Genomic DNA, 12,939 nt, shown 5'->3' on the forward strand with positions numbered 1-12,939 from the left:
TAATCGGTAAATAGGCAGGTAGCCTTAGAAAGAAAATAATTAACTTCACCAGCGAACAAGGTCTTAAGCCAATATTGTGGTGTATTTAAAAATAGATAAAAACTAGAATGGTTATTTCATTACTGTTAATAATTCTTGGGTTTGCAGCTTTGATTTTTGGGGCGAACTGGTTGGTGGATGGTGCTTCTTCACTAGCGAAAAAGTACAATGTCTCTGATCTAGTAATTGGATTAACAATTGTTGCTTTCGGTACTTCCGCACCCGAATTAGTGGTCAATTCCATTGCCTCTTTAAATGGATATCCAGATATTATATTAGGGAATATTATTGGGAGTAATAATTTCAATTTATTTATAATACTTGGTACGGCAGGTTTAATTTACCCTATCACTGTTCAATCCTCAACTGTCTGGCGAGAAATTCCAATTTCATTAGTAGTAGCTATATTACTGGTAGGACTGGCGAATAATTTCTTTTTAGATGAAATTTCTCAAATATCAAGACTTGATGGGGGAATTTTGATCATAGGTTTTACTGCGTTTCTGTTTTATATGTTCAGGCAGATGAAAAAAGATGAAAATATTGCAGTTTCTTACCAGCACAAATCAAATTTGAAAATATGGGGATTTATATTATTAGGTTTTACGGGTCTTATTGTTGGAGGTCAACTGGTTGTTGATAATGGAATACTGATAGCAACAAACCTGGGAGTAAGCGAAAAAGTTATTGGTTTGACTATAATTGCTGCAGGAACTTCTTTACCAGAATTATTAACATCAATTGTGGCAGCCACTAAGAAAAATAGTGATATAGCGATTGGAAATGTGATCGGTTCAAATATTTTTAATATTCTGCTAATATTATCTGTTAGTTCATTCATCAATCCAATTTCATATCACCCAAAATTTAATTTAGACATTCTTATTTTAATAGGAGGAAGCCTTTTTCTTTTTATGGCAATGTTTACAGGTAAAAGAAAAAGACTTGACAGATGGGAATCTGCTATATTATTAAGCTTCTATTTGATTTATACTATCTATTTAGTGTGGAAGGAAATACAATAAAAAACGTACAATCGCCCTATATGCGGAATTCGAACAAAATTGATGATCTAAACTCCCAAATAACAAAACAATAAGCCGACTCCAGAAGGGTCGGGATCACGGCCTTACGATAATCGAGGCCGTTCTAACCAATTTTCACAGGGATTTTTATAAAAGAAAGAATCTGAATATTAGCGAAAAAAAGAATGATACGACGTTATGTTCCCGAAGATAAATCGAAAGTAAAAGATTTATTAAAACGAAATACTCCAGAATATTTTGATCCGTCTGAAGAAAGAGAATTAGAAAAATATCTCGATGAAGAAATAGAAGATTATTTCGTTTTCGAGCAGAATTCTCAAATCGTAGGTGCCGGTGGAATAAATTACTTTCCCAAAGAAAAATTAGCCAGAATTTCCTGGGATATTATTGATCCTGAATTACAAGGCCAAGGAATTGGAAGAAAATTGGCACAACACAGAATTGATCATATAAAAAAGAATACTGGAGTAGACCTGATAATTGTCAGAACATCTCAACTAGCTTATAGATTTTATGAAAAAATGGGGTTCGAATTAGAAAAGATCGAAAGGGATTTCTGGGCAAAAGGTTTTGACTTATACCAAATGAAAAAAAGCAACAAGTCTTAATTCCTGTTCTAAGGTTTATAGAATGATTATTTGTTAGAAAAAGTAAAGCTAAGCCTTGAGAAGAAAACTGGTTATAATATCGGTAAGGGACCAGGATGCGGTATTTGAACAAAATCGATGATTTAAATCCCAAACAACAAAACAATAAGCCAGCAACTTACTATAAAACAGAGTCTTGCAAAGAATTGCTTAAAGAAAAATATTATCTTCAACATAATTTCAATGAAATCTAGCACTACGAAAAAACGTGGTTTTATTTTAAACAACTTACTGGTAAGAAATTTAATACAGGTATTATGAAAAAAGGAATGATCAAAGTAAGCGTATTGTACCCCAATGGAGAAGGTAAATCATTTAACATGGATTATTACTGTAACAAACACGTACCAATGGTTGGTAAATTATTGGGAGATGCAGTACAGGGTGCAACAGTTGAAAAAGGTCTCCAGGGTGGAGCACCTGACTCACCGGCAGCATTTGCAGCTATGGGAAACCTGTATTTTAATTCTATGGAGGAATTTGGAAACTCTTTTGGTCCGAATGCCGATAAAATAATGGCGGATTTACCTAATTTCACAAATATTGAACCTACTGTTCAGATTAGTGAGGTAATGATTTAACTGAAAAAATATAAAAATCGAATAATCTTAAAGTCAGTCCTCTGGTTTTAAGGGTATAAAGATGGAATAAAAAGCAGAACACTGACCAGTATTAATAATAAAAAATTATGAATTTCAATGCCTTCAGGTTTAAAACACTGACCTATATAGAAAAAGTGTAATTTTAGAAACCAGGAAAGAAAATGGTCAAGCCAACATCCCTATAGCTATCAGATCGCTTCCTTCCACACGCAACTTGCGATAACCATAAGGTTGAGAGTAATGTGAAATCATAGAAAATGAAAATAAAACTAATTAGCATTCCAGTACGAGACCAAGAAAAAGCCTTGAAATTTTATACTGAGAAATTAGGCTTTATCAAAAAGAAGGACGAACCTTTAGGAGGTGGTAACAGATGGCTCACCTTAGTTTCTAAAGATTGGCAAGACGGGCCTGAATTGTTATTGGAACCAGCACCTAATCATTTTGAACCATCTAAGGTATATCAAGAGGCATTAATGGAAGCTGGAATTCCCTGGACTCAATTTGACGTTCAGGATGTAGCCTCCGAATATGAACGTTTGACGAAACTTGGTGTAGAGTTTAGCACGAAACCAACTGAAATGGGGAAGGTAATTTTTGCCGTTTTTAATGACACCTGCGGTAATAATATTCAACTCGTGGAAGAATTGTAAAAACACTACTGCCAACAACGCATAACTTAAATAGGAGGCAGTCTTTGAAAGATCATAATTAACCTGACGATAATCCATCTCTTAATCTGACATCCCAATAGCTATCTGGACCTTTGGCTATAGGGACCACTTCCCTACTCCGCTAACTTGCGATAACCAAGACCGTCAGGCACAATATTAAACCAGTATTGTAACAAATAAAGAATTCCATCATCTTATAATTATAATCATCAATCAAAAAATATAATGAAGTACCTGAAAATTCCAGCTTTATTTCTGCTTATCAGTTTCCATTCAATTGCACAGAATAATTCAACATTAGAGACCAAAAATCTATCGCATAATGCTTACGTGATCAAAAACGTAAATATTATCCCAATGACTGCAGATAATGAAGTAATTGAGAATGCTACAATTGTAATCAGAGACAATATAATATCATCCGTTAATAGTGATTCTATTCCAAAAAATGTGAAAATAATTGACGGAACAGATAAATGGCTGATTCCCGGTCTAATTGATATGCACGTTCATAATCTGGCTGATATAAGAATGAGCTCAAATTATCCTACAAAGGGTGCTACCCTATTTTTTAATAATCAAGATTTTATGTTGCTCTACATAGCAAATGGAGTTACAACCGCTTTTGAACTTAATGGCAGGGTAGAACATTTCGGTCAGAGAAACGAAATTATAAATGGGGAAGTCATGGGACCTCGCATTGCTTTAGCATTTCTAATTGATGGTGGAAATTCCGGGAATTATGCCAATACCGCAAGTGACGGAAGACAAACGGTGAGAATTGCCAAACAGCAAGGCTACGAATTCATTAAAGTATATTCAAATCTAAATGCTGAAACATACAAAGCCATTGTTGATGAAGCAAGAATACAAAAGATGAAAGTCATAGGCCATATTCCAACAGTCTTTAAAGGAAATACAAGAGATGCATTTGTTCCTCATTTTGGTATGGTGGCTCACGCAGAAGAATTCTCAAGTCAGACTGATAGGTACACAAATGATGTTGCAAAAGAATTTGCCAAACTTGCCAAAGATAATGGCACCTGGGTTACTCCCAATCTATCGAATTTAGTTTATATAGCGAAACAGGCACGCTCACTTGATAGTGTTAGAAATTTACCTGGTTTTAAATACGTACATCCATTAATGCAAAGTAAATGGATAGTTTCTAACCAGTACAATAAAGGTACATCACCCCAGCGTGTGGCATATTTTGACTCCCTGGTAGATTTCCATATTCAGTTAGTTAAGGCCTTCAAAGAAGAAGGTGTACCAATGGTTGCCGGAACAGACTCAGGAACATCAGGAATCGTTTGGGGTATTTCACTACACGACGAATTAAAACTTCTGGTAGACGCGGGACTAACTACAAAAGAAGCGTTAACTTCTGCAACTCGTCTGCCTGCAGAATGGTTAGAAATAGATGACAGGATTGGAACTATCGAAACAGGAAAATTTGCAGATCTGGTTTTACTTGCTGAAAATCCTTTAGAAAATATAAAAAACACCAGGAAAATTGAAGGTGTATTTGTCAATGGAAAATGGATAGGAAAGGAAAGAATCAACATTATGCTTTCAGAATTGGAGAAGAAAAATGATTTAAATAAAAATGATTTTGACTGGAATAAAAGAGCAGAATATTAGCGATTGAAACTGTGCCTGACAACGCCTATCGGAAATAGGCGGCGCCGTTAGAAAGAAAATAATTAACTTGATCAGCAAACCAGGTCTAAGACATACCAATAGCTACGGAGCCATGTGCTAATTTCCGCACCATGTTGTTAACCCTAACCGTTAACATTAATTTTTAATATGAGAAAGTTATTGATAATAATTTTTTTGATTTTAAGCTACCTGCTTTTCTGGTCTAATTTCACTGCTACAGGAGTGATTATAGATACAAGATTCTTTGTAATAATTTTATCAATAATTTTAGTTTCAATTTTTATTTACTTTCTCTTAAAAGAAAGAAAACCATATTATTATATAGTTTTATCCCTCTCTCTCCTTCTATTAATTCTTTCAATTAAGGAATATTATTTCCTTTATGATGAAAAGGAAATTACTTTTCAAAATGATGGAAAAGACTTCTATGGCACTCTTTATAAGCCAAAGTTTACAGAAAGTAAATGTTTAATAGTTTTTATTCATGGTTCAGGAAGTGAAACGAGAAAGGAATATGCTTTTCATGCCCGCCATTTAGCCCGTAAAGGAATTGCCAGCTTTACTTATGATAAACGAGGTAGTGGAAAATCAGGTGGGGAAACTTATGAAGTTGGATACAGAGGTTATGCTAATGATGCTATTGCAGCAATTAAACGGGTGAAATCTCAAAATAATTTTAAACAAGTAGGCCTTTTTGCTGTAAGCGAGGGTGAATGGGTTAGCCTTATAGTTGACTCCCTGGAGAAAATAGATTTTATATTGATGGTATCGGCTTCAGGAACCTCTCCATTCCAACAAACCCTAAGAGAGTTAACCTATCGCCTGGAAAGAAAAAATTTCAACAATAAGGATATTAAGGAGGCTAAAAGTCTTTATCAGAAAATCTTGGCATTTGATAATGATTCATTGAATCGTAAACAAATAGAAAGCAAGATCATGAAATCACAGAATAAAGCCTGGTTTGAGGCAGGCGAAGATTTCTCTAATGAACTTTACTATTACCCATGGTGGCATAAGGTTATGAATTTTAATCCAAAGGAATATTTAGAAAAAACAAATACAGATATTCTCGTTCTAATTGGAGATGACAATCAATCATTTCCTCCATCAGAAACTATTTCAAACTTCAAAAGATATAAGAATATCAAAGTTGTGAAATTTGATAAAGGAGACCATTCCTTACTCCAGTGGAAGTTCGGAAAAGGTATTCCACCCCCGTTTTTTGTAAAAGGATATTTAAAAACATACACTAAATGGATTAAGAATAATTGCAATAAAAACTAATTGAAACATCGGTTAACAGTTAGCCTTCAGTTAGATAAAAAGAGTTATTTTAGATACTAACAGGCAAAATAACCAGGCCGGCAAGAATGTGACCTTTCTCACCTGGCCTGCGATAATCTCAGCCTTTGTGTTTAATACAGAAGAGATAAAATGACACTTGAAGATTTAGGATATAATTTAGAATTAGAAAATTACAGAAAAGACCAAAATCTTGATTCTTTAAGCGTGGGTAGGGTTATCTCAGAACACAAGGAAAGATACATTGTGAAAACCCCTAAAAAAGAATATGATGGTGAAATAATCGGAAACCTGCGTTTTACAGCACGTAATAGGTCTGATTTTCCCGCTGTAGGTGATTGGGTTGCAATCTCTGAATTTGACGACGACAATAAAGTACTTATTCATTCCGTCTTCCCAAGAAAAACAATTATTGAAAGGCAAGCCGTAGCAAAACCGGGAGAGAAGCAAATTATAGCAACAAACATTGATTACGCCTTTATTGTACAGGCTGTTGACAGGGATTTTAACATCAACAGAATTGAAAGATATTTAACCATTTGTAATTCATCCAACGTAAAGCCAATTATCATTCTCAGTAAAATTGATTTGATAAATGATCGCGAATTATCAAAACTGATCGATACCGTACAAAAAAGAATAAAACAGGTACTTATAATTCCTATAAGCAATGAGTCCCGAGAAGGATTTGAAAAACTGAAAGAGAATATTGAAAAAGGTAAAACCTATTGTTTGTTAGGTTCATCGGGAGTAGGAAAATCTTCCCTTTTGAACAATCTCTCAGGGAAACAGTTGATGCAAACCAATACGATTAGTGAAAGCACGAACAAAGGACGTAACGTTACAAGTCACCGTCAATTATTAGTTCTCGAAAATGGCGGTATTCTTATAGACAACCCAGGAATGAGAGAAGTTGGAATTGCAGATTCTAAGGATGGATTAGAAATTACATTCGGAGAAATAATCGAATTGTCCAAAGATTGTAAATTTAAAGATTGTACGCATACTACTGAAGTAGGTTGTGCAGTTTTGAAAGCAGTTGAAAGTGGCGAAATAGACAGATCGTCCTACGAAAACTACTTAAAAATGGAGCGGGAAAAAGAGCACTTTGAAACAACAGTCGCTGAAAAACGCAAGAAGGACAAGGCTTTTGGGAAAATGATAAAGAATTACAAGAAAAGTAATTACAAAAAGCACTAAGCACAACATGGTGTATAAGTAACAGCGGTTTTATTGATTAAATGAATGATCTTTCAGTTTTTCAACTATAATGATGGTCCTTCACATGAAATACGGCCAGGGTAAAATGAAAACCTCCAGCTTCTTTAAAAGAATTATAATACACAGTTTCAGACTGCCCTATTTCGTTCGGCAGATAATGTTTAAGAGATAATTTCTCTATTTCCCGATTTGTATTTTCCGGAGCCCTTTCGGGACTTAGGGTGATGTGAATTTTTTTCGCCTTCTACCTGTATTTAGAAAGAAACCGGAAAAAATCCTCTTTCAATTCTGCATAAATCTTCCTTTGTAATCCCATACGTTCTCTGAATTCAAAATGATTTTTAGTCAGGTCCCTGTCCATAACCTCTTCGCCTTTCTCAGCATGCTTGGCCATATCTGTCTCATGCACGTGTATTTCGTGCTCCAGGCTGTCTATAACTTCTCCATGGCGAATAAACTGGTTTTGAAAATGTTCTAATTGCGCCAGAACCTTTTCATCTGTCCATCTCTTAGACAGCTCCTCCATCCTTTTTTTGAAAGATTTTAATTCGTCCTGCCAGAAGGAAAGTTCCCCCTGCCAGTGACGATGTTCAAAATGCAGGTCATCGTTATAAATTACTTCGCTTTTCATGATTTTTAATTTTTTTATTTATAGTTTCCGTTTCTCTATTCCGTTTCCCGAGAATGTTTTCCAGATCTTCCTGTTCCACTACCTCTTTCTTTAGTAAAAGTTGAGCCAGTTTTATTAGTTCAGGCTGGTGTTCCAGTAATATTCCTTTTGTGGTTTCGTAGGCAGTATTAATCAAATTCTGTACTTCGCGATCTATAGACTCTGCCATCTTTTCGCTATATGGTTTAACTAATGAACTTTCATAGCGTCCTGTAGAATCATAGAAACTTATAGGCCCTATTTCCTTGTCCAGACCGTAATAGGCTACCATGATATATGCCTGTTTTGTGACCTTTTCAAGATCATCCAAAGCACCCGATGACACCTCATTAAAGATGATCTCTTCAGCTGCCCGGCCACCAAGGGATGCACAAATTTGATCTATGAACTGGGACCTGGTTATAATCTGATGCTCTTCCGGTAGATACCACGCGGCACCCAGGGATTTTCCTCTGGGGATAATGGAAACCTTAACCAGAGCATCCACATTTTTTAAATACCAGCTTGCTACCGCGTGCCCGGCTTCATGATGGGCGATGATCTCCTTCTCTTTTGGAGATATAATCTTACTTTTTCGCTCCAAACCTCCTATTACCCTGTCCCTGGCTTCCATAAAATCTTCCTGCGCCACTTCATTCTTTTTTTTACGCGCAGCGATCAAAGCGGCTTCATTACAGATATTGGCAATATCTGCCCCTGAAAATCCCGGACTCAGGGAGGCTAATATTTCCAGGTCTACATCTGCAGCTTTCTTTATTGGCCTTAAATGCACAAGGAAAATTTCTTTCCGCTCATCTTTATTAGGAAGTTCCAGAAAAATATGCCGGTCAAACCTTCCCGGTCTTAGCAGGGCCTTATCCAGAATATCGGCGCGGTTTGTAGCCGCAAGTACTATAACTCCGGTATTTACCCCGAATCCATCTAATTCAGTAAGTAACTGGTTCAGGGTGCTTTCCCTTTCGTCATTGGTTCTAAGCGCATTTGCTTTATCCCGGGTACGGCCCACTGCATCTATTTCATCAATAAAAATGATACTTGGGGCACTTTCTTTTGCTTTTTTAAAAAGATCCCTTACCCTGGAGGCTCCTACCCCTACGAACATCTCAACAAATTCAGATCCGGAAAGAGAGAAAAATGGTACCTGCGCTTCCCCGGCTACCGCACGGGCCATCAGTGTTTTCCCAGTTCCGGGAGGCCCTACCAATAAAACACCCTTCGGAATTTTGGCCCCCAGTTTGGTATAGGTTTCAGGATTTTTAAGAAAATCTACAATCTCCTTAATTTCGACCTTGGCTTCTTTTAAACCGGCTACGTCCTTGAATGTGGTAGTACTTTTAATGGTCCTGTCCATTAATTTAGCGGTAGATTTCCCAAAATTAAAAAGTGGATTCCCCACACCGCCGGAACGACCGCTGCGTAGAATAATCATCCAAAAGAATATGAGCAAACCTATAGGTATAATCCAGGCCAGAGCAGAGATCCAGTCAAAAGTAGTGCTATAGGTAACCTCTATCAATTCATCTGAAGTGAAATCCTGCTGGGCTTTTCCCAGTTTACTTTCAAAGCTTTCTACAGTTCCTATCTGCATGATATAATGCGGCCCGGTACTACTGGCAAAAACTCCATCGGTTAAACCTTTATATTTATCTTCAGAAAGTTTCTCCGGCTTTATATAGATCTCGGCAATCTCATTGTTAACCACCACAATTTTAGCCACATCATGCTGACTCAACATTTTTTGTTCAAAATCCAACCAGCTTATTGGTTTGGTTTCATTGCCGAACCTGGTGAACACGAAAATAATGAGCATAAAAATGATTACAAGGAAATAGAACCAGCCAAAACCTGATCCAGGCTTCTGTTTTCCAGGTTTTTCAAATTCCTGAAAGCTCTTTTTTCCTTTATTGCTTGTAAGCTTTTTCATCAGTTTAGAAATGAAATAGATGATGTATACATCCTGAGTTATATAGGTAAATACACGGTTCTTTTTTATTTCAGATTAAAGATCTAGTACGTAAAAACCAGTATTTCTATCTATTCGATTTCAGCCTGGCCTGACCCAGTATACACAACCTTCTAATTAGTAAGTTATATTAAATACCGGTTTTTAGAAATGATATATATCAGTTAGATTTTAAGGGTATTAAAAAATAATTCAACTGGAAATCCGGATAGGAATATCGAAACCCTGGAAAATAAAATAGTTCTGGATATAAATCCTTGCTCAACACCGGTTATCAACAAATAGCAGACTATTGGGTAAAAAGTGCTATTTTAGAGACTACGCAAGAAATATTAAAGCCGACAAGAACTCGCCCTCCTCCACGCTACTTGCCGTAACAAAGACCCCTAGCCTTATTTAGATACAGTAAAGGAGCATTCATATATGAAAGACCAGGATGAAATAAAAAATAAATTTAATAGAACCCATCAGGCCCTGACATTAAAACCATCATTAGGCTATGGTACCGGCATTTCTAAAACTCGTATTGTAAATGGGCTTTTTTGCGAGACCAGGGAAGGTGATTGGGTGTTTAACACAGATATGCCTAAACAGGTAGGTGGATCTGGTACTGCATCAACACCCGGTGCATTAGGTCGTGCCGCCCTGGGAAGCTGTTTAGCAATTGGCTATATGATGTGGGCATCTAAACTTGACGTAACAATAGATAGTTTAGAAGTAGAAATACAGGCAGATTATGATGATGGTGGATTATTCGATACTTCAGATTCTCCTCCAGGATATTCAGAGATTCGATACATCGTAAGAATTAAAAGTCCTGCTTCACGTGAAGAAATAGAAAACGTATTGAATTCAGGAGATAAACACAGTCCCTATCTGGACGTTTTTACAAGAGCTCAATCCTGTGTGAGACAAATAGAATTAAATAAGGATTAAAAAAATAAGTTATGAAACCAGATTTACAGCGCAGGGTTCAGAGATATGGCTGGGACAAGGCTGCAGCATATTATGAAAATTGCTGGCAGGAACAGCTAAGACCTGCTCATGACCTTCTTATTGAAGTGTCTGATATTCGACCAAATGAAGATATTCTGGATGTTGCAGCCGGAACCGGATTGATAACTTTCAGAATCGCTGAAAAAGTCGGCTCAAAGGGTAAAATCCTTGCTACAGATATTTCAGACGAAATGGTCAAGATTGGCACTAAAATAAGAGATTCAAAAAATCTTACCAATGTCGTTTTCGAAAGGATGGATGCTGAAAATCTTACTTGTTCAGATAATAGCTTTGATCTGGTTATTTGTGCACTTGGTTTAATGTATTTCCCTGATCCTGATGCTTCGATTGCAGAAATGTACAGGGTGCTCAAACAAAATGGTCGTGCAGTTGTTGCTGTTTGGGGATCCAGAAAGAAATGCGGATGGGCCGAAATTTTTCCAATTGTTGATGCCCGGGTGAATACAGATGTCTGTCCAATGTTTTTTAATCTTGGAGAAAGCGAAGTCTTAAAATATGCGTTTGAAAAGGCCGGATTTAAAGAGGTTTCTTTAGTTAAAATTGAAACCAAACTAAACTATTCTTCTGCCGAGGAAGCTTGTGAAGCATCATTTTTAGGAGGGCCAGTAGCACTGGCCTATTCCAGATTCGATGAGGATACTAAAAATGAAGCTAAAAAGGAATACATAAAATCTATTGAGCCTTTTAAAACTGAAAACGGATATGAAATCCCGGGTGAGTTTGTAATATGCAGTGGGATAAAACATTAAATAAGAAGAAATCGGCATACAGAACGCCATAAATAGTTAAATATTTAATCCTTAGAAAATAGTAATTCTAGTAACTAGGAAAGAAATTGGTTTACTGCAGCGGAGACCGTTGTACAAAATTTTTATGAAGGCTAATAAATATTAATTTTCAAGGGATTTGTTTAAATAAATTTCACCTCTCTTCATTACAAATACCACATTTTCTAAAGTATTTAAAAAATCACCTTCAATATCACCTTTTATCGCAATAATATCAGCAAATGATCCCTGCTTCAAAACTCCAATTTCATTCTCCATATTTAGACTTTGAGCAGAAAGATAGGTTGCTGACTGGAGAATATCCAGGGGGTTCATTCCTGCTTCGTAATAGGTTTTGAACATATCACTCGAAGAAACACCACGGGAAACGCCTATATCTGTATAATTATCTGATCCTGCTACAATAGTTACTCCCATATCAATTGCCTTCATTAATCTTTTTTTCATATTAGACATATAACCATCAATCCAGGTAAGTTCTTCCGGATTACTACCTTCAAGTCTATAATAGGTTTCCATATATTTGCGACTGTTTTCAGTAGGTACCAGGAAAACCTTCTTTTTCGCCATTAAGTTCAAAGTAGAGTCAGCCAGGAAAAAACCATGTTCTATACCATCCACACCAGCTTTGATTGCCTCCCATGCAGATTGATCACTAATTGAATGAGCTGTAACCGTCAATCCGTAATCGTGGGCGGTTTTAACAATCGCTTGAATTTCCTCGAAAGTTAATCTTGTATTATTTGGAAGATTATCTGCACAAATTTTAATTAAATCAACTCCCTGATTAATATGTTCACGAACGGCATTAATAGCATCATTAGGATTTTTAATGATACGATATTCCTGGTCTACAATATCCTGATGCTCTTTCTGAACTCCATAAATCTGGCCTCCGGGACCAGACATAATTTGCCCTGCCGCAAAAATGCCAGGACCTTCTACAGTTCCTTCGTTAATTGCATCACGTAATGCAACATCGAGAAACTGTCCGGAATTACCTAAATCCTTAATAGAAGTTATGCCTACATCGAGATATGATTTAGCCCTGCTGGCTCCTCTTAAAGTTCTCAAGGCCTGGTTTTCCAGTACGAGGGTTCTAATACTATGGTTCGCGAAATCATCTTTTGGAGATTGATCGAATAAAACGTGTGTATGAGCATCAATTAAGCCCGGAAGTACTAAATACTCTCCCAGATCAATAATTTTAGCATTATCGGGAATATCTATATTACTTCCTATTTTCACAATTTTATCCTCCTTTACTTGAATTATCCTATCCTTTAAAATAATATTTTGTTTACT

12 protein-coding genes are annotated in these 12,939 nt (G+C 36.4%); 9 read left to right on the forward strand and 3 right to left on the reverse strand.

The features are described from left to right. Window positions 1-107 precede the first annotated feature (107 nt). The 7 genes from LU635_RS14095 (at window position 108) to rsgA (ending at window position 7,175) form a co-directional block, all read left to right on the forward strand. Window positions 108-1,064: a calcium/sodium antiporter gene (locus LU635_RS14095; RefSeq protein ID WP_240100133.1), complete on the forward strand. Its 957-nt coding sequence runs from the start codon at window positions 108-110 to the stop codon at window positions 1,062-1,064. A gap of 185 nt (window positions 1,065-1,249) precedes the next feature. After that, window positions 1,250-1,693: a GNAT family N-acetyltransferase gene (locus tag LU635_RS14100; protein ID WP_240100134.1), complete on the forward strand. Its 444-nt coding sequence runs from the start codon at window positions 1,250-1,252 to the stop codon at window positions 1,691-1,693. Between the two features lie 296 nt (window positions 1,694-1,989). Continuing rightward, the gene (locus LU635_RS14105) at window positions 1,990-2,313 is read left to right on the forward strand and encodes an EthD family reductase (protein ID WP_240100135.1); all 324 of its coding nucleotides are present in this window, start codon (window positions 1,990-1,992) and stop codon (window positions 2,311-2,313) included. 278 nt (window positions 2,314-2,591) lie between these two features. Beyond that, window positions 2,592-2,987, forward strand: a complete 396-nt coding sequence (locus LU635_RS14110) for a VOC family protein (protein ID WP_240100136.1) — start codon at window positions 2,592-2,594, stop codon at window positions 2,985-2,987. Window positions 2,988-3,233: 246 nt separating this feature from the next. Beyond that, complete coding sequence (locus LU635_RS14115; protein WP_240100137.1) at window positions 3,234-4,652, forward strand: amidohydrolase family protein; 1,419 nt, start codon at window positions 3,234-3,236, stop codon at window positions 4,650-4,652. 168 nt (window positions 4,653-4,820) lie between these two features. Then, complete coding sequence (locus LU635_RS14120; RefSeq protein ID WP_240100138.1) at window positions 4,821-5,957, forward strand: alpha/beta hydrolase; 1,137 nt, start codon at window positions 4,821-4,823, stop codon at window positions 5,955-5,957. A 150-nt stretch (window positions 5,958-6,107) separates the two neighbouring features. Next, entirely contained in the window at window positions 6,108-7,175 is a 1,068-nt protein-coding gene (gene rsgA, locus LU635_RS14125; protein WP_240100139.1) for a ribosome small subunit-dependent GTPase A, read from the forward strand. Between the two features lie 265 nt (window positions 7,176-7,440). Here the strand turns inward: rsgA and LU635_RS14130 are convergent, their stop codons facing one another. Beyond that, window positions 7,441-7,827 (reverse strand): hypothetical protein, encoded by a 387-nt coding sequence (locus LU635_RS14130; protein WP_240100140.1) that lies wholly within the window; start codon window positions 7,825-7,827, stop codon window positions 7,441-7,443. Next, window positions 7,805-9,790, reverse strand: coding sequence for an ATP-dependent zinc metalloprotease FtsH (gene ftsH, locus LU635_RS14135; RefSeq protein WP_240100141.1), 1,986 nt, complete (start codon window positions 9,788-9,790; stop codon window positions 7,805-7,807). Before ftsH ends, LU635_RS14130 begins: the two co-directional genes overlap by 23 nt. A gap of 462 nt (window positions 9,791-10,252) precedes the next feature. On the opposite strand from ftsH, the gene LU635_RS14140 reads away from it, so the two are divergent. Both LU635_RS14140 and LU635_RS14145 read left to right on the forward strand, forming a co-directional pair. Further along, the gene (locus LU635_RS14140) at window positions 10,253-10,765 is read left to right on the forward strand and encodes an OsmC family protein (RefSeq protein WP_240100142.1); all 513 of its coding nucleotides are present in this window, start codon (window positions 10,253-10,255) and stop codon (window positions 10,763-10,765) included. An 11-nt stretch (window positions 10,766-10,776) separates the two neighbouring features. After that, window positions 10,777-11,595: a class I SAM-dependent methyltransferase gene (locus LU635_RS14145; protein WP_240100143.1), complete on the forward strand. Its 819-nt coding sequence runs from the start codon at window positions 10,777-10,779 to the stop codon at window positions 11,593-11,595. Between the two features lie 141 nt (window positions 11,596-11,736). Here the strand turns inward: LU635_RS14145 and LU635_RS14150 are convergent, their stop codons facing one another. Beyond that, on the reverse strand, window positions 11,737-12,882 hold the full coding sequence (locus LU635_RS14150) for a metal-dependent hydrolase family protein (RefSeq protein ID WP_240100144.1): 1,146 nt from the start codon (window positions 12,880-12,882) through the stop codon (window positions 11,737-11,739). Window positions 12,883-12,939: the final 57 nt, after the last annotated feature.

This window comes from Christiangramia crocea (assembly GCF_022410465.1).
In the GTDB taxonomy this organism is placed as follows: Bacteria; Bacteroidota; Bacteroidia; order Flavobacteriales; family Flavobacteriaceae; genus Christiangramia; species Christiangramia crocea.